At 74.6% G+C, this 17,603-nt stretch carries 16 protein-coding genes; 7 read left to right on the top strand and 9 right to left on the bottom strand.

What is annotated here, in order from left to right; translation table 11 throughout:
- Nucleotides 1-37: 37 nt before the first annotated feature.
- Nucleotides 38-940, bottom strand: a complete 903-nt coding sequence (locus SM793_RS21105) for a virginiamycin B lyase (RefSeq protein WP_320439794.1) — start codon at nt 938-940, stop codon at nt 38-40.
- Between the two features lie 132 nt (nt 941-1,072).
- Here SM793_RS21105 and SM793_RS21100 point away from each other — a divergent pair, with 132 nt between their 5' ends.
- Nucleotides 1,073-1,645, top strand: a complete 573-nt coding sequence (locus SM793_RS21100; RefSeq protein ID WP_320439793.1) for a hypothetical protein — start codon at nt 1,073-1,075, stop codon at nt 1,643-1,645.
- Here SM793_RS21100 and SM793_RS21095 read toward each other — a convergent pair.
- The 6 genes from SM793_RS21095 to SM793_RS21070 all read right to left on the bottom strand — a co-directional run bounded on the left by SM793_RS21095 (nt 1,636) and on the right by SM793_RS21070 (nt 7,679).
- Nucleotides 1,636-2,805 carry an AI-2E family transporter gene (locus SM793_RS21095; RefSeq protein WP_320439792.1) on the bottom strand — a complete coding sequence of 390 codons (1,170 nt, stop codon included), beginning with the start codon at nt 2,803-2,805 and terminating at the stop codon, nt 1,636-1,638. The two genes, SM793_RS21100 and SM793_RS21095, sit on opposite strands and share 10 nt — an antisense overlap.
- Before the next feature lie 307 nt (nt 2,806-3,112).
- Nucleotides 3,113-4,252: a winged helix DNA-binding domain-containing protein gene (locus tag SM793_RS21090; protein WP_320439791.1), complete on the bottom strand. Its 1,140-nt coding sequence runs from the start codon at nt 4,250-4,252 to the stop codon at nt 3,113-3,115.
- The gene (locus tag SM793_RS21085; protein ID WP_320439790.1) at nt 4,249-4,962 is read right to left on the bottom strand and encodes a glycerophosphodiester phosphodiesterase; all 714 of its coding nucleotides are present in this window, start codon (nt 4,960-4,962) and stop codon (nt 4,249-4,251) included. The genes SM793_RS21090 and SM793_RS21085 overlap by 4 nt, the downstream gene beginning before the upstream one ends.
- An 88-nt stretch (nt 4,963-5,050) precedes the next feature.
- The gene (locus tag SM793_RS21080) at nt 5,051-5,506 is read right to left on the bottom strand and encodes a hypothetical protein (RefSeq protein ID WP_320439789.1); all 456 of its coding nucleotides are present in this window, start codon (nt 5,504-5,506) and stop codon (nt 5,051-5,053) included.
- A 123-nt stretch (nt 5,507-5,629) separates the two neighbouring features.
- Nucleotides 5,630-6,046 (bottom strand): TOBE domain-containing protein, encoded by a 417-nt coding sequence (locus tag SM793_RS21075; protein ID WP_320439788.1) that lies wholly within the window; start codon nt 6,044-6,046, stop codon nt 5,630-5,632.
- A gap of 415 nt (nt 6,047-6,461) precedes the next feature.
- On the bottom strand, nt 6,462-7,679 hold the full coding sequence (locus SM793_RS21070) for an ROK family transcriptional regulator (RefSeq protein WP_320439787.1): 1,218 nt from the start codon (nt 7,677-7,679) through the stop codon (nt 6,462-6,464).
- Nucleotides 7,680-7,889: 210 nt separating this feature from the next.
- Between SM793_RS21070 and SM793_RS21065 the strand changes: the two genes are divergently transcribed.
- From SM793_RS21065 to SM793_RS21040, 6 genes are all read left to right on the top strand, one after another.
- Nucleotides 7,890-9,215, top strand: a complete 1,326-nt coding sequence (locus SM793_RS21065) for an MFS transporter (protein WP_320439786.1) — start codon at nt 7,890-7,892, stop codon at nt 9,213-9,215.
- A gap of 222 nt (nt 9,216-9,437) precedes the next feature.
- A complete protein-coding gene (locus SM793_RS21060) occupies nt 9,438-10,067 on the top strand; it encodes an RICIN domain-containing protein (protein WP_320439785.1) in 630 nt (209 codons plus the stop codon).
- Nucleotides 10,068-10,260: 193 nt separating this feature from the next.
- Complete coding sequence (locus tag SM793_RS21055) at nt 10,261-10,986, top strand: TVP38/TMEM64 family protein (RefSeq protein WP_320439784.1); 726 nt, start codon at nt 10,261-10,263, stop codon at nt 10,984-10,986.
- Between the two features lie 352 nt (nt 10,987-11,338).
- Complete coding sequence (locus tag SM793_RS21050) at nt 11,339-11,731, top strand: cell division protein SepF (RefSeq protein ID WP_320439783.1); 393 nt, start codon at nt 11,339-11,341, stop codon at nt 11,729-11,731.
- Between the two features lie 173 nt (nt 11,732-11,904).
- Nucleotides 11,905-12,459 (top strand): helix-turn-helix domain-containing protein, encoded by a 555-nt coding sequence (locus tag SM793_RS21045; RefSeq protein ID WP_320439782.1) that lies wholly within the window; start codon nt 11,905-11,907, stop codon nt 12,457-12,459.
- A gap of 82 nt (nt 12,460-12,541) precedes the next feature.
- Complete coding sequence (locus tag SM793_RS21040; protein WP_320439781.1) at nt 12,542-14,116, top strand: MFS transporter; 1,575 nt, start codon at nt 12,542-12,544, stop codon at nt 14,114-14,116.
- Nucleotides 14,117-14,191: 75 nt separating this feature from the next.
- Here SM793_RS21040 and SM793_RS21035 read toward each other — a convergent pair whose 3' ends face one another.
- Both SM793_RS21035 and SM793_RS21030 read right to left on the bottom strand, forming a co-directional pair.
- A complete protein-coding gene (locus SM793_RS21035; protein WP_320439780.1) occupies nt 14,192-16,666 on the bottom strand; it encodes a SpoIIE family protein phosphatase in 2,475 nt (824 codons plus the stop codon).
- 144 nt (nt 16,667-16,810) lie between these two features.
- Nucleotides 16,811-17,434 carry a TetR/AcrR family transcriptional regulator gene (locus tag SM793_RS21030; protein WP_320439779.1) on the bottom strand — a complete coding sequence of 208 codons (624 nt, stop codon included), beginning with the start codon at nt 17,432-17,434 and terminating at the stop codon, nt 16,811-16,813.
- Nucleotides 17,435-17,603: the final 169 nt, after the last annotated feature.

Here is a 17,603-nt window from a genome sequence, read left to right as displayed (position 1 = left end):
CTCCTGACCGGCTCCCGACCGGCCGGGGTCCCGTCCCCTAGGCGGTGAGCCGGGCGATCGCGCCGAGCTCCAGGGCGACGTGCACGGTGCCGTCCGGGGTGACGGCGATGCCGTGCGGTTCGGAGGCCACGCCCGCGCCGTCCGGCCCGGAGTCGCCGTCCAGCTCGTACCCGGTGTAGGCGCCGTCGGGCGTGAGGGAGCCGATCCGGCCGGCGGCCCACTCGGTGAACCAGAGCCGGCCGTCCGGGCCCGCGGTGACGGCGTGCGGGCGGGCCTCGCGGTCCGGCAGCGGGAACTCCGTCACCTCGCCGTCCACGGTGATCCGGCCCACCTGGCCGGCGCCGATCTCGACGAACCAGAGCGCGCCGTCGGGGCCCGCCGTGATGCCGACCGGGGCGGCGCCCTCGGTCGGCAGCGGGTACCGGGCGGTCTCGCCGTCCACCGTGATCCGGCCGATCGCGTTGCCCTGGTTGAGGGTGAACCAGAGCGCGCCGTCCGACCCGGCGGCGATCATCGAGGGGAAGCCGCCGGCGACCGGCAGCGGGTACTCGGTGACCTCGCCGTCCACCGTGATCCGCCCGATCCGGTCGGCGTTCATCTCGGTGAACCACAGCGCGCCGTCCGGTCCGACCGCCAGGCCGTACGGCCCGCAGTCCGCGGTGGGCAGCGCGAAGGACACCGCCTCGCCGTCGACCGTGATCCGGCCGATCCGGTGGTCCCGCATCCGGGTGAACCAGAGGGCGCCGTCCGGCCCCGCCGCGATCACCGCGGGGCCGCAGTCCGGCGAGTCGAGCGGGTGGCGGGTCACCGTCCCGTCCGCCGCCAGCCGCCCGATCTCCCCGGCGTGCACCAGGGTGAACCACACCCCGCCGTCGGCCCCGACCGCCACCCCGTACGGCCCGGCCGCGCCGTCCGCCACCACGACCCGTTCGATCGTCATCGGTCGCCCCACCCCGCTCTCTTGACACTTCGACAACAAAACCGTGCCCGAAGCACTCTCCCCCACCCGCCCCGGCGGGGGCAAACCACCGCTCGCCGCCGATTGTCAGTGGGGTGGCCTACCGTCCTCGGCATGGGCATCTATCTGGTGAGTGTCGAGGCCGACGACTGGCTCGACGAGGAAGTCCTCGGGCCGGTCGCCCAGGAGCTCGACGCGGTCCTGACCGGGCGGGGACTGCCGCCGTTCGTCTGCCCGCCGACGACGGAGTTCCGGGCCGGTTCCGGGCGGCACTTCGAGGCGAAGCTGAACCGGCCGATCAGCGGGTTCGAGGCGTTCTGCCGCGAGCTGGGCGACGGCACGGTGGAAGCCCTGCTCGGCTGGGACGTGCTGCTCCCGGTGGAGCTGGAGGCGCCGGTGCTGCTGCCGGTGGCGTGCTCCTACAACGACATGACGGCGGTCGGCGACGCGCCCCGGGCGCTCGCCGCCGCCCGGGGGCTGGCCGAACTGCTCGCGCTGCCGCCCGGGATACCCGAGCACTGCGACAACCTGGAACTCAACTGCTGGTTCGAGGACCACGCCGCCGCCGCTGCCGCCGCCTCCCCGGGGCGCTGGACGGAGGACCTGGACATCGCCTTCCACGCCGCGCTGTTCCTGCGCGCCGCCGAGTACACGCTGCGGCGTGGCCGCCCGCTGTCCTACTCCTGACGCCCCCCGGCGACCGGACCGGCCGTCGGGCCTGCGGTCGGACCTGCCGCGACGACCCCGCCGTCCCGCTCGCCGCGGCGGCCCCGCCCGGGACCGCCGCGCAGCACGGAGACGACGCCGAGCCCGGCGGCGCAGACCGGCACGGCCAGCAGGGCGCCGATGATGCCGGCGATCCCCGCGCCCGCCACCACGGCGACCATGATGGTGCCCGGGTGGAGTTCCACCGTGCGGCTCTGGATCAGCGGCTGGAGGACGTTGCCCTCGACGGCCTGGACGGCGACGACGATGCCGAGCGCCCACAGGGCCGTGCCGAGGCCGCCGTCGGCGAGGGCGACCAGGACGGCGACCGCGCCGGAGAGGAAGGCCCCGACGAACGGGATGTAGGCGCCCATGAAGACCAGCGCACCGAGCCCGGGCGCGCCGGGGACCCCGAGGACGAGCAGGCCGACGGTGATGAAGAGGGCGTCGATCAGGGCGATCAGGGTGGTGCCGCGCATGAAGCCGGCCATCGCGTCGAAGGCCCGCTCGGCGCACAGGACGACGGTCTCCGCGCTGCCGGCGGGCAGGTACGCGCGGACGACCTCGCCGGTGCGGTGGCCGTCGCGGAGGAAGAAGAAGACCAGGGCGAGGGCCAGCACGCCGCCGGTGGCGATCTGGGTGGCCAGGCCGAGACCGGAGAGCACGCCGTCGGTGACGGTCGAGACGAGCGAGTTGGTCTCGCCCTGGGCGTTGGCCAGTGCGTGCCGGATCTTCTCGCCGACGGGTCCGAGCCAGTCGGCGATCCGGTCGCCCGCCTCCGGGAGCGCGTGGGCGATCTGCGGGGCGCTGTGCACCAGCGAGTTGACGAGCAGGGCGATCACCCCGCCGACGGCGGCGACCAGCACGGCGCAGGTCAGCCCGGCGGCGACCGAGCGGCTGAACCCGCGCCGGACCATCCACGGCATCACCGGGTAGAGCAGCGAGGTGCCGAGCAGCGCCAGGATGACCGGCACGGTCGCGGACCGCAGTTCGACGAGGGCGAAGACGGCCAGCGAGGCGACGGTGATGAGCAGCACGACCGCCGCGGACCAGGCGGCGGCCGCCCGGAGCGGGGGCGGCAGCATGAGGTAGGGGCGGCGGTGGTCGACCGGCCTCGGCTCGGGTGGGTTCTCCCCCGGCATCCGTTCCTCCCGTCGTCCGCCTTCCGCCCGGTCGGGCGATCGGCCCAGGCGTGCACCCATCCCAACAGATGATCAGATCGGACGCGCGTTGTGCGACCGCCGCCGGGGGCTGGACCGATTGAAGCCAGCCCACCGGTGCGGGCACAGCGCACTCGCCGTCGGACCACCCCAATGAGTCACCCCACCACGAACGGCCGTCCGGGTACCGGACACCAGCGCTATCCGGTGCTGCCCGGCGTTTCCCGGTGCTTCCCGGTGCTGCCCGGCGCTGCCCGGCGCTGCCCGGCGCCATCCGGTGCGCCCGGCGCTACCCGGCGGCCTCGAAGCGGACCTCGCCGTCGCCGCCCGCGAAGGCGAGCACCCGTTCGGCCTCGGCCACGGCGGCCCGCCGGTCGGACGGGTCCAGCGGCGGGCCGAACGGGCGGACCGTCAGCGACCGGGCGCCGGAGCGCTCCTCGACCAGCCGCCAGCTGCCGGCGACCAGGCCGTCCAGCAGCAGGGTGCCGAGCACCAGGCCGTTCTGGGTCATCACCCGGGGCCGGTACTCCTCGGGCAGCACCCGGGTGCGGTCGGCGTGCGACAGCAGCAGGTTGTCGAACGGGGCGAGCAGCCGGACCGGGGCCGGGGTGTCCGGATCGGGCCGGGGCGCCTCGGGCAGGTCGTGGAGCAGCCGGCCGTGTTCGTCGCGGAAGGTGACCAGGCGGGGGGCGAGCCGCTTGAGGACCGGGGCGAGCCCGCTGAGGCCGCACCACTTCTGCAGGTCGGCGGCGGTGGCCGGGCCGAAGGCCGCGAGGTAGCGCAGGGCGAGGTCGTCGAGCGAGGGCCCGGGGTCGAGCGGCCGGCCCAGCCAGGCTTCGGCGGTGGTGTGGGCGGCGGGTCCGCTCCGGCCCCAGAGACCGCGCGGCGGGACCTGCACCAGCGGGAGCAGGGCCCGTACGGCCTGGGCGAGCGCGGCCGGGTCGCGGTCGGGGCGGGTGGCGGCGAGTTCGGTGCCGAGCAGTTGGAAGGTGCGCGGCTGCTCCTCGACCAGGGCGCGGGCCTCGGCGGCGAGCGCGTCGAGGTCGAGGCCGACCAGCCACTTGCCGAAGGTGGTGCGCAGGGCCTTGTCGAGCACCGGTTGGAGCAGCGGACGCAGGGTCAGGCAGTCCTCGGCGGTGACCAGGTGGATGGTGCCGCGCTGGAGGGCGATCCTCACGGCCCGGCGGCTCTCGATCAGCTCGGTGAGCGCCCCGGGGGCGAAGCCGTCGAGGCGGGAGAGCAGGCCGAGGTAGGGCGGCTGCGGGACGGCCTGGGCCTGGAGGCCGCCGAGGTGTCCGATCATGGCGGCCGGGGTGGCGGTGGTCCGCTCCAGCAGGTGCTGCCGGGCCAGCAGGGCCCGTCCGAGCGCCCGCCGCCCCAGCACTCCGCCTTCGGCCGCCGCACCGCCGGCTTGCTCCCGCGCGCTCACCGGCGGCCGTCCAGGACGGCGCGCAGCAGGGTGATCCGGTTGCTGGTGATCGAGTCGACGCCGGCCGCGCCCAGCTTGCGCATGGTGCGGCGCAGGTCGGCGGTCCAGGTGGAGACCTCCAGTCCGGCCCGGTGCGCGGCGGCGGTGAACTCGGGGGTGGCGAGGCCGAACGGCGGGTTGATGTAGCGCGGGCGCAGATCGTCGAGCAGGGCGCGGGCGGGCAGCCGGGGCTGCTTCCAGGTGACGGCGATCTCGGCCTCGGGGGCGAGTGCCCGGACGGCCAGCATGGCGGTGGCCGAGCCGCAGAAGCCCACCCGCCGCTCGGCGCCGAGGCCGACGACGACCTCCCAGGTGGCGGCGACCGGGCCGGTGTCGTCGAGGTCGATGAGCAGCCGGCCGCCGGGGGTGGCCGCGGCGGTCTTGAGCGCCTCGGCGAGGGTGGGGACGCGGTACCGGCCGCCGCCGATCCCGTCGAGCTGCTCGGCGGTGAGCCGGGCGAGCGGGCGCGGGTCGTCCCAGAGCCGTTCGAGGGTTTCGTCGTGCAGCAGGACCGGGACCCGGTCGCGGGTCAGCTGGACGTCCACCTCGACGGCGTCGGCGCCGGCGGCGAACGCAGACTCGATGGAGGGGAGGGTGTTCTCGCGGTGGCGGTAGGGGTCGCCGCGGTGGGCGACGGCGAGCACGGGGCGGCGGGCGGCGGAAGCGGTCATCGGTCCGTTCATCGTTCGGCTCGTCGGTGGGCGGGGCGGTGAGCTCGTCGGTGGGCCATCGGCGGGCGGGGCGGCTGCGGACGTCCGGTCAGCGGGTTCTCCTGGCGAGCCAGGGCGTCAGGTTGAGCGCGGTGACGGACTCGCGGTAGCTCTGCTCGCCCGGCACGGTGACGATCATGGTGCAGGAGGGCGGGAAGACGCGCTGCTCGAGGTGGACCAGGCCGGTCCAGAGGGAGTTCAGGAAGGCCGGGACACTGTCGCGGGGGACGTCGAACGGCACGTGCTCCACGGTGACCAGGGCCTCGTCGTGGACGAAGAGCCGGACGGTGACCTCGGGCGGACCGGTGATCTCGACCAGCGCCTCGTGCGGTATCGCGGCGAGTTCGTCCGTGCCCGCGCCCGCGCCGTCGGCGCCGACCAGCCCGGCGAAGGTCCGGTCCCGGCCGATGTCGTGGCTGGTGCTCACCACGCGGCCGTGCCGGGCGGCCGTCGTCTCGATCGCGAGGACGGCACTCTGGGTGGACGGCAGCGGGGGGTGGGGCATCGGGCGGGGTCCTCTCGTCGGCGAGCGCGGCCTCGGGCACTGCCCCGGGCGGTCGGGCTCGGTGGCTCGGGGCTCAGTGGCTCGGGCCGGTCGCTCGGGCTCGATCGCTCGGGGCTCAGTCGATCATCGTCGCTCGATCATCACATTGGTCGATTTGATGACAGCCGTCGCGGGTGCACCGGGCACCAACTCCAGTTCCTCCGCCGACTCCCGGCTGATCAGCGACACCACCCGGAACGGCCCGGCCTGGATCTCCACCTGGGCGGCGACGTCCCCGAGCACCACCGCGGTGACGATGCCGGGGAAGCGGTTGCGGGCCGAGGAGGGCCGGCCCTCGGCCGCGGCGGTCTCCGGGCGGGCCAGCTCACGCGCGAACGCGGCCAGTCGGGCGCCCGCGATGATCCGGTGGCCGTGCTCGTCGCGCTCGGCGACGACCCGGCCGGCGTCCACCCAGCGGCGCATGGTGTCGGCGCTCACGCCGAGCAGCGCGGCGGCCTCGCCGATCCGGTACGGGTTGGCCGGTGCCCCTGGTTGGCCCATGCTTGCGACTCCTGACGGTGGTTCGGACGGTCCGGCGGGCGCGCGGCCCGACAAGCGCACTGCCCGACGGGCGGACCGCTGATCGGGCCGACCGCCGGTCGGACGGCCCCGGCCCGCCGCCCATCCTGCCGCACCGGGCGCCCACCCCGTGAAGCCCGGCCCCTCCTCGACGGCAGCCCCTCCGGGCCCCGCCCCCGAGCCACTTTGCAAAGTCCGGTCGACCTCACGCAGAAGCACTTTGCAAAGCCTGTCGGCCCCGCGCGGAAACACTTTGCAAAGTCTCGTCATCCCTGCCCCAAGGCACTTTGCAAAGTTTCATCAGCCCAGCTCAGCGGCACTTTGTGGCGCCCCGGTGGCCCGGCGGCCCCGGAAGCACTTTGCAAAGTTTCGTCAACGCGGCCCCGCCCGGACCCCCCTACAGCTCACCGAACAAGTCACGCCGGACGGCGTCACCGGCGGTGAGGACCGCGCCGCCGAGGACCGCGCCGCCGCCCGCCTCGCCCGCCCGGACCTCGGTGCGCACCGGCGAGAGCCCGGCCAGCCGCCGTTCCACCCGGGAGGCGAGTTCGGTGCCGCCGGCCCGGCCGACCTCGCCGCCGAGGACGACGCAGCCGGGGTCGAGGACGACGCAGATCGCCGAGGCGCCGAGCGCGATCCGCTCGGCCAGCTCATCCAGGAAGGGCCCGCCGGGTCCTCCGTCGCCGAGCGCGTCAAGCGCGTCCAGGGCGGCGCGGACGGCGGCCTCGGCGGCGGCCGCGTCGTCGGCGGGGTCCGCGGGCAGGCCGTGGGCGCGGGCCAGCGCACAGACGGCCGCGCTGCCGGCCAGGCCGTGGAAACCGCCCTCGCAACCGGTGGCGGTGGGCAGCGCCGTGGTGCCGGGGACGGGCAGGAAGCAGATCTCGCCGGCGCCGCCGCCCACCCCCCGCCGCAGCTTGCCGTCCAGGACGACGGCGGCGCCGACGCTGTGGCCGAGCCAGACGAGGACGAAGTCGTCCCGGCCCCGGGCGGCGCCGGTCCGGTACTCGGCCCGCCCGGCGAGGTTGACCTCGTTCTCCAGGATCACCTCGGTGCCGGGCAGCTCGCGCAGGGCGGCGAGGAGGTCGGCGTGCCAGGCGGGCAGGTCGCCGGTGGACTTGAGTCGGCCGGTGGCGGGGTCGACGAGGCCGGGGGCGCCGACGGCGACGGTGTGCAGGTGCGGGACCTCGGCCCGGCGGGCGGTGTCGAGCAGGGTGCGGACGATCCGGTCGGCGGCGGCGCGGTGGGCGGCGGCGTCGGCGCCGGGGTCCTCGACCACGAGCTCGGCGGCGGCGAGGGTCCGCCCGGCCAGGTCGGCGACGACCAGGGAGACCCCGCCGGAGCGGACGTCGAAGGCGGCGAGGTGGGCGCGGGAGGCGACCAGCGCGTAGAGGCGGGCGTTGGGGCCGCGTCGCTGTTCGCCGCGTTCGCCGACGACGGCGACCAGGCCGCTGCGGCCGAGCCGGTCGAGCAGGTCGGCGACGGTGGGGCGGGAGAGCCCGGTGAGGTCGCGCAGCTCGGTCGCCGTGAGTGGTCCTTGGTCGAGCAGCAGATTGAGCGCCAGACGGTCGTTGATCGCCCGGGCGGTGCTCGGCGTGGCCGTGCGCGCGGTGGTCATGGCCGGACATCTTTCCAGAGTCTTTCTATCAGGGTCCCTTCCTGATAATTTATCGAACCGTCGGCCGGTACGCCTTCCGGACCAGCGACCGGCCCGGCACAACCGCCGCGGACACGGCGCCCCGCTGACAAGGGCCGCCTTCGGCAGGACCATCGAGACATCACCCACGGGGCACCGCCGCGCGGCACGCGGTGGGGAGGGAAGAGCCGGATGACCACCAGCACGACCACAGGAGCACCACCCCCGGGCCCGCCGGGCACCGCCCACCGGGCCCGGATCGCCGTCGCCCTCGTCTTCGCCGTGCACGGCGCCGTCGGCGGCACCTTCGTCAGCCGGATCCCCTGGATCCAGCAGCAGCTCGACCTCTCCGCAGGCCAGCTCGGACTGGCCCTGGTGATGCCGGCGATCGGCTCGTCCCTCGCGATGCCGCTGGCCGGTCGGTTCGTGCACCGCTGGGGCGGGCGGGCCGCGGTGCGCGTCCTGCTCTCGCTCTGCTGTCTGAGCGTCGCCCTGCCCGTGCTCGCACCTTCGCTGCCGGTGCTCTGCCTGGCCCTGCTGGCGTACGGGGCGACGGCGGGCATGTCCGACGTGGCGATGAACGCCCAGGGCGTGGAGATCGAGCAGCGGCTCGGCCGCTCGATCATGTCCGGTCTGCACGGGATGTGGAGCGCGGGCGGGCTGGTGGCCGCCGGCGTCGGCATCCTCGCGGCCCACCAGTCCTTCGACCCGCGGCTGCAGCTCGCCGTGGCGGCCGTCCTGCTGCTGGCCCTCGCCCAGCCCGTCTGCGCCGCCCTGCCCGATCCGCGGGCACCCGAGCAGGCCGAGGAGCCGCCCCGGTTCGCGCTGCCGCCGCGCAGTTCGCTGGTGATCGGGCTGGTCGGCTTCTGCGCGGTGTTCGCGGAGGGCGCGTCGATGGACTGGAGCGGCGTCTACCTGCGCGACGTCACCGGCGCCTCGCCCACCGTGGCGGGCGCGGCGTACACGGCGTTCGCGCTCACCATGACGGCCGGCCGGCTGGCCGGGGACGCGGTGATCCACCGCCTGGGCGCCGTGCGGGCGGCCCGGCTCAGCGGCGCCGTCGCCACGGCCGGCGGGCTGCTGGTGGTGGTGGCGGACCGGCCCGCGCTCGCGATCCCCGGCTTCGCGCTGATCGGGATCGGCGTCGCGGCGGTCGTCCCGCTGGCCTTCGCGGCGGCGGGCCGGATCGGCGACAACCCCAGCCAGTCCATCGCCGGGGTCGCCACCGTCACCTACACCTCGGGCCTGGTCGCACCCGCGATCGTCGGCGGCCTGGCCCAGGCGTCCTCGCTCACCGTGTCCTTCGGGGTGGTCACCGCGCTCACCTTCGCCCTGCTGCTCAGCGCTGGCGCGCTGCGCCGGGCGGAGGGCGGGACCCCCGGCGGCACCGTCCTGGTGGACGCCTCACCGAGCAGCACCGCGCCGGGCGGCCCGGGCACGCGGGAACCAGTCGTGGGCGAACCGGCCGCGCGGGAGCCGGTGACCCGGGGCTCCGGGCCGAACTCCCCCGCGGGCTGACCCCGGCACCACCCGGGCGGGAATCCCGGCACCACCCGCACCCTGGCCGGGCGCGCACACCGCGTGCCCGGCCTCCGCGCGCCCGAGGCCGGATCGGCCGACGGGCTCCTAACCTTTCGTCATATCGCGTAGCGCCTCATATCGCGTTCGACCTCTTCGGGCCGCCGGCCGTCGACCACCTCGGCACCGCGTCCTCGAAGCCACCCACCGAGGGGAACCCCCATGACCCGCCCTCGCTCCGCCGCCGCGCTCGCCGCCGGCGCCCTCACCCTCTCCCTCGCCGCCACCCTGGCGGCACCGGCCACCGCCACGGCCACCTCCACCTCCCGGACCGCCGGCCCCACCGACAACACCGACTCCCCCCGTCCGAGCGGCTCCGCCACCACCACCGCCACCACCGCCGCCGTCGCCGCGACCGCTCCGACGACGGTCATCACCGCCAACCCCTCCGACACCCAGAAGTGCCTGGACGTCACCGGGCAGAGCACCGCCTCCGGCACCCTCGTCGAGCAGTGGACCTGCAACGGCGGCACCAACCAGCAGTGGTACTGGACCGAGGCCGGTGAACTGGTCAGCGTGGCCAGCGGCAAGTGCCTGGACATCCCCCGGTTCAGTACCGACGGGGGCGTGCAGGCCATCATCTGGCCCTGCAACGGCGGGACCAACCAGAAGTGGACCCAGACCCTCGTCCACCACGCCGGCGTCTACAACCTGACCAACGTCAACAGCGGTCTCAACCTGGACGTCCAGGGCGCCTCCCCCGCGGACGGCACCCCGGTGATCCAGTGGCCGCAGACCTACGGGCTCAACCAGTGGTGGTTCTACGGCTCCGTGCCCACCGCCCGGGGCTGAGCCCTGCCGGTAGCCCCGCTGGTAGCCCTGCCGGCAGCCCGGCCGCCCGGGACCACCCGCGTCCCGGGCGGGCGGGCGCCCCCGTTACGCTCGAACGGTGCCCGCACCCGTGACCTCCCCGCCGCCGCCCGGCCCCGCACCGGCGGACGGATCCGCACCGGTCGAAGGATCCTCACCGGTCGAAGGACCCGCCGTGGCCGACGGACCCGCCCCGGAGCACGGACCGGCTCCTCTCGACAGCGCGGCACCGGCCGACGGGCCGCCCCGCTCGCCCTGGCCCCGCTTCGCCCTGCTGGTGGCGATCCTCGGCGCGGCGGCCGGCTCACTGCTGCTGTGGAGCCCCACCGCCCTGCTCGACGGCGGACTCTCCCACGGGATGCCCTGGTACTGGCGCGGACCCCTGTTCGCCGCGGTGTACGCGGTGGGCACGGTGGCGTTCTTCCCCCGGCCCGCCCTGAACGCCGCCGCCGGGCTGCTGCTCGGACTGCAGGAGGGCCTGCTGCTCGCCGTCCTGGGCACCACCCTCGGCGCTGCCGCCGCCTTCGGGCTCGCCCGCTGCCTGGGACAGGACGCGCTGCGCCGCCTGCTGCGCGGGCGCGTGCTGGTGGCGCTGGACCGGCGCTTCACCGACCAGGGCTTCCGCAGCGTCCTGCTGCTCCGGCTGTTCCCCGGCCTGCCGTTCCAGGCGGCCAACTACGGCGCCGCCGTCTCCGGGGTCCGGTTCGGCTCCTTCATCGGGGCGACCGCGCTCGGGGTGATCCCGGTCACCGCGGTCTACGTCTCGGCGGCGGCCACCGCGCGCGAGCCCGGGTCGACCGGTTTCCTGCTCTCCGTCGGGGCCCTCGGAGTGCTCGGACTGGCGACCCTGGTCCAGGTCGGACGGGCCACTGCCCGGCGGCGGCGCACGGTCGCTGACTGAGCGCCGGGCGTCCGATCCAACACGCGGGCGCGCGGGGCATCGGATCCGCTCGGCCGACCGGGGTTGTTGTCGGTCCCGTGTGAAATCGTTCCCTCGTTGTTGACAGAAGGTCAATTGCGCGGTGACCGCGACCGATATGGTCTACGCGCGCAACCGTACGCCGTTCTCCCGCGTCGCAACTGGTGCCCGGGTCCGCCCGGGGCCCCGGCGCGGCGCGACTCGTACGGACCGCGCGAGCGGGCACGACACCGGTGATCAGTGCGATACTCGGACAGTTCCGACGAGTGGATGACGTGTCAAAAGGACACGCGCACCGGGGGACCTGTACGGAACAGAGGCAGGGAGGCGCGGCATGGGAGCACTTCGCGACGAGCACCACAACGGGTGGCTGATGCCCTCCGGGCACTACCCGGCCGCGGTGTACGACGACGAGTGGGTCGAGCAGGAGACGGTGTCGTCCTCCCCCGCCCCGACGAAGATCGTCTCCCTGCGGCCGACCGGGTTCGAGGCGGCCCGCACGGTCGGCGAGCACATCCGGGCGAGCATCCCGGTCGTCATGGACCTCACCGAGATGGACGAGGCGGAGGCCAAGCGCATGGTCGACTTCGCCTCCGGTCTGATCTTCGGCACCCGTGGCGGCATCGAGCGGATCGCCCGGCGGGTCTTCCTGCTCACCCCGGCGGACGTCGAGGTGATGGTCATCGACCGCCCGCTCGACGAGACCGGCTTCTACAACCAGAGCTGACCGGCGGCCGCGCGGACCGCGGCGCCCCCGACCGGGGACGGCACTCGCCGTCCCCGGTTTTTTGCTGCCCGCTGTCCGTCTCCACCACCCGAGGGATCGGACAGCGGTGGCTCGGATGAACCACTGAGAATAAATCTGAGACATCCATGTCTCATACGGAGTACACTCGTCCCATGGCCACCGATCGTGACTCCGTTCTCGAAGCTGCCGTCGGCGTGCTCTCCCGCCGCCCGACCGCCCATCTCGACGAGATCGCCCGCGCCGCGGGCATCAGCCGCGCCACCCTGCACCGGCTCTTCCCGGGCCGGGACGCGCTGATCCGCGAGGTCGGCCTGCTGGGGCTCCAGCGCTTCGGCGCGGCACTCGACCATGCCGCCGTCGAGGAGGGCGACCCGCACGCCGCGCTGCGCCGCCTGGTCGACGCGCTGGTCCCGGACGCCGCGCTCTGCGCCTTCCTGACCGGTGAGAGCACCCTCTACGACAACGACGAGATCAACGATCTCTGGGAGTCGCAGATCGCCCGGATGCACGCGCTCTTCCTGCGCGGGCAGCAGCAGGGCGTGTTCCGCGTCGAGCTCTCCGCCGCCTGGCTCAGCGAAGCCTTCTTCGACCTGGTGGCCGGGATCGGCTGGGCGATCCAGGACGGCCGGCTGGCCCCGCGCGACGCCGCCTTCTCGCTCGCCGAGCTCTTCCTCGGCGGCGCGCTGCGCGCCCCGCGGCCGCTCTGATCCCGCGCTCCACCCTCGCCCCACCCCCTGACGTTCGCCCTCACCTGCCGCATACCGGACCGGAAACCGGACACCGATACCCATGAGCAGCACCGTCCACCTCCAGCCCCGCCAGCGCTGGACCGGCCTCGCCGTCCTCGTCCTGGCCGTCACCCTGGTCGCCGTCGACGCGACCGTCCTCTCCCTGGCCATCCCCTCGATCAGCGAGACCCTGCGCCCCAGCGGCACCCAGCTGCTGTGGATCGGCGACGCCTACTCCTTCGTGCTCGCCGGACTGCTGGTCTCGATGGGCTCGCTCAGCGACCGGATCGGCCGCAAGCGCCTGCTGCTGATCGGCTCCACCGCGTTCGGCGCCGCCTCGCTGCTCGCCGCGTACGCGCCCAGCGCCGGTTGGCTGATCCTGGCCCGCGCGCTGCTCGGCGTGGCCGGGGCGACGATCATGCCGTCCACCCTGTCGCTGATCCGCACCCTCTTCCCGGACGACCGCGAGCGGGCCACCGCGATCGGCATCTGGGGTGCCGCCGCGACCGCCGGCGCCGCGCTCGGCCCGGTGGTCGGCGGGGTGCTGCTGGAGCACTTCTGGTGGGGTTCGGTCTTCCTGCTGAACATCCCGGTGCTGGTGCTGCTGCTCGTGTTCGGCGCCTGGCTGCTGCCCGAGTCCAAGGACCCGAACCCCGGCCGCTGGGACGTGCTGAGCGTGCTGCTCTCGCTCGCCGGTGTGATCGGCGTGGTCTACGCGGTCAAGGAAGCGGCCGCGCACGGCGTCCTGCGCTGGGACGTGCCGGTCACCGCCGTGCTGGGCGCGGTGGCGCTGACCGTGTTCGTCCGGCGCCAGCTGCGGCTGGACACCCCGCTGCTGGATGTCCGGCTGTTCCGGGACCGCCGGTTCACGGCCGCCGTGCTGGCCTCGCTGATCGCGCTGATCGGGCTCTCCGGCGTGGTCTTCGTGACCTCCCAGTACCTCCAGCTGGTGCGCGGCTACCCGCCGCTCAAGGCCGGTCTGGCCGAGCTGCCCGCCTTCGCGGGCGCGGTGGTCGGCGGTCTGCTCACCGCCCGGCTGGTGCGCCGTACCGGCGCCCGGACGGCGCTGACCGCCGGTCTGCTGATCATGGGCATCGGCATCGGGATGCTCGGCTGGATCCAGCAGGACTCCACCTATCTGCTGCTGGCCGCCGCGTTCCTGCTGGTCGGCACCGCCGAGGGCGTGGTCTACACGCTCGGCGCCGACCTGGTGCTGAGCGCCGCGCCCGCGGACCGGTCCGGCGCCGCGTCGGCGGTCTCCGAGACCGCCTACGAGCTGGGCACCGCGCTGGGCATCGCCCTGGTCGGCTCGGTGGTCGGCGCCCTGTACACGGGCCGGCTGACCGTCCCCGCGGGGGCGGACCCGGCGGTGGCCACGCAGGCCGGTGAGTCGCTGGGCGGCGCGGTGGAGGCGGCCCACGGGCTGCCGGACACCCTGGCCGGACCGCTGCTGGAGAGCGCCAGGACGTCCTTCGTCCACGGCGTCAACGTGGCCGGGATGCTGGCGGGCGCGCTGCTGCTGGGTGCGGCGGTGCTGGCCTGGCGACTGCTGCGGGGGCTGGACGACCGGCCCGCCGCGAGCGGTCCGGAGCAGTCGCCCGCGGCGCCGGAGCCGGCCCGGGCCCCGGCGCACTGACGACGGACGAACGATGGACGGCGCGGGCCCCCCGGTACCCCCGGCGGCGGCCCGCGCCGTCGTCCGTTCCCCGGCTCAGGCCGCGCCGAAGGGGAGTTCCAGTTCGGCCCAGACCACCTTGCCGTCCCCGGTCAGCCGGCTGCCCCAGCGCTGGGCGAGTTCGCTGACCAGGAACATCCCGCGACCGCCCTCGTCCTGTTCGGCGAAGGGGCGCAGCTGGGGCGTCTGGCCGCCCGTGTCGGCGACCTCGACGGTGAGCACCCGGTCGCGGAAGAGCCGCAGCCGGCGCGGGGCGTCGGAGTGCAGCAGGGCGTTCGTGACCAGTTCGCTGACCAGTAGTTCGGCGTAGTCTGCGAGTGCGGACAGGCCCCAGTCGGCGAGTGTGGCGCGGGTGAAGCGGCGGGCCGTGCCGGGCAGGCGGCCGCCGCCGGTGAGCGGGAGGGTGGCGATCCGGTCGGCGGGCAGCGGCAGCACCCGGGCCATGATCATGGCGATGTCGTCGTCGCTGCCGCCGCTGACCAGCGCGGCGAGCACGGCGTCGCAGTTCTCCTCCAGGGTCCGGCCGGGGCCGGACAGGGTGCGGGCGAGCAGGTCGATGCCCTCGTCGAGGTCCTGGCCGCGCCGTTCGACCAGGCCGTCGGTGTAGAGGGCGACCATGCCGCCTTCGGGGAGGACGAACCGGACCGACTCGAAGGCCACTCCGCCGACGCCGAGCGGTACGCCGGGCGGTGTCTCGATCCGGCGGGGGGTGCCGTCCGGGTCGACCCAGACCGGGGGCAGGTGGCCGGCGGAGGCGATCTGGAGGGTGCGCTCCAGTGGGTCGTAGACGGCGCAGACGCAGGTGGCGAACTGGCCTTCGCCGATGCCGGAGGCGGTCTCGTCCAGGCGGGTGAGTACCTGCTCGGGCGGCATGTCGAGGGTGGCGAGGGTGCGGGCGACGGTGCGCAGCTGTCCCATGGTGGCGGCGGCTCTGATGCCGTGTCCCATGACGTCGCCGACGACCAGGGCGACCCGGCCGCAGGAGAGCGGGACGACGTCGAACCAGTCGCCGCCGACTTCGCTGGTGACGCTGGACGGCAGGTAGCGGTAGGCGATCTCGAGGCCGAGGGTGCGGTGGATCTCCTGTGGCAGCAGGCTGCGCTGGAGGGTGAGCGCGGTTTCCCGTTCGCGCCGGTAGAGCCGGGCGTTGTCGATGGCGAGGGCGGTGCGGGCGACGAGTTCCTCGGCGAGCGCGACGTCGGAGGCGGTGAACGGTTCCGGGTTGCGCATCCGGATGAACTCGGCGCCGCCGAGGACCATGCCCCGGGCGGTGACCGGGAGCATCAGATAGGAGTGGATGCCGGCCGCGAGTCCGGGGGCGACCCGGTCGGGGCTGGCGACCAGGCTGCGCAGTGCTTCCTCGTCGACGTGGGAGCGCAGTAGTGGGCGGCCGCTGCGCAGGCACTGGGTGTAGCTGCGTTCGGGGGCGTACTCGGAGACTTCGCCGACGGTGTCGACGGCGTGCACGAGCCCGGTTTCGTAGGATTCGCCGACGGCGACGGCGCGTAGTTGGACGCCGCGGTCCTCGGGGATGGGTGTGGGTTCGGAGCCGCGGAGCACGGTTTCGAGCAGGTCGACGGTGGCGAAGTCGGCGAATCTGGGGACGACGGCCTCGATCAGTTCCTCGGCGGTGCGCTGGAGGTCGAGGGTGGTGCCGATGCGGGCGGTGGCTTCGGCGATGGTGGCGAGGCGTTCCTGGGCGCGGGAGGCGCGGGCCTCGGCCTGGAAGCGTTCGGTGACGTCGATGATGGAGGAGCAGACGCCGAAGACGCGGCCGGTGGAGTCCTCCAGTCGGAAGTAGGAGGCGGACCAGGCGCGGTCGCGGCGCGGGTCGCCGGGGACGCGGCCGTGCGAGCGGGCGTCGACCACGGGCCGGCCGGTGGCGAGCACCTGCTTCATGGTGTGTTCTATTTCGGCGCTGTTGATGCCGGGCAGGACGCTGCTGATCCGGCGGCCGAGGTGGGCGGCGACGGGTACGCCGTTCATCCGGGCCAGGGATTCGTTGAGCCGTACGTAGCGGAGTTCGGTGTCGTAGACGGCCATGCCGATCGGGGACTGGCCGAAGATGCCGTCGAGTACGGCGAGGTCGGCCTCGATGCGGTGCAGGGCGGCGGTGTCGGAGGCGGTGGCGAGCAGTAGCAGGGTGCCGCCGGGGCCGGCGATCGGGTAGGTGCGGAACTCCAGCTCGACGGTGCGGCCGTCGCGGTGGCGGACCGGGAAGACGCCGGTCCAGCCCTTGCCGCTCATGATCCGGGCGAAGAGTTCGAGGACCTCGGGGCGGTCGCGGTCGTCGGTGAGCAGTTGGGCGGCGTGGCTGCCGACGGCCTCCTCGGCGGTCCAGCCGAGCAGTGCTTCGGCGTCCTCACTCCAGTGCAGGATCAGTCCGTCGTCCTGGAGCAGGGCGGTGGCGAGGGGGACGAGGCGGTGGCCGTCCAGGCGTGTGGGGGCGGCGCCCGTTCGGGGGCCGGTGGCGTCGGTCGCGTCGGTCGCGTCCCACTCGTCTCTCCGCATGATCAGGCAGCACCCCGGTTCGGCTCGTGCCCGGCCGGGCGGGCCTCGTGGTCCGTGCGGCCGGGGTTCTTCTCCAGACTGCACGGACATCGACCGCCCGGCGACCCCTTGGTGAGGGTTACCGGTCGGGCAGGTGTACGGGCGTCATGGGCCTACCGGGCGCAGCGTACTCTCCAGAAGGCTCGCCCACTGCCGGATCACTCCGGATCGTCGGAGGCTGTCGTCGGTGAGCAGATCGGCGAGGCCGAGTCCGCGGGCGAGGTCGAGGGTGGCCTGCACGGTTTCGCGTACGCCGGGTCGGCTTTCGTCGGCGCCGAGGAACTCGACGGCGGCGCGGTGGGCCTCGCGTCCGACGTGTTCTTCCAGTCGGATGATCCGTTCACGCAGCGGTTCGTCGGTGGCGGCGGCGACCCACAGCTGGAGTGCGGCCCGGAAGAGGGGGCCGGTGCAGAGGCGGACGATCATGCCGACGACGGCTTCGGTGCGGGCCGGGCCGGCGGGGGGCAGTGTGTCCGCGTGGGCGCGGACGGCGGCGAGGCGTTCGGCGGTGACGTGTTCGACGGCTGCGGTGAAGAGGTCCTCGCGGGTCGGGAAGTGGTGCTGGGCGGCGCCGCGGGAGACGCCGGCCCGTTCGGCGACGACGGCGACCGTGGAGCCGTGCCAGCCGAGTTCGGCGAGGCAGTCGACGGCCGCCGCCAGCAGCCGGGCCCGGGTGGCGCGGCTGCGGTCCTGCTGGGGGGTGCGGGCGGCGGCGGGGTGGGTGGTCATCTGCGGCGGCGGTTCCTGTCCGGGCGGGGGCGGGCGGCTGGTCGATCCTCGCAGACGGCGGGCACGGGGCGGGTGGCACGGGAAGGGCGGGAGCGGGGGCGGGTGGTGGGGGCGGTGCGGGTGGCACGGGAAGGGGCGGGGGCGGTGCGGCCGGGTGGGTGGGGGTGGT

The sequence above is a fragment of the Kitasatospora purpeofusca genome (assembly GCF_034043715.1).
Classification (GTDB): Bacteria; Actinomycetota; Actinomycetes; order Streptomycetales; family Streptomycetaceae; genus Kitasatospora; species Kitasatospora purpeofusca_A.
The sequence above is the reverse complement of the archived record's forward strand: the minus strand, read 5'-3'. Positions and strand labels throughout refer to the sequence as shown.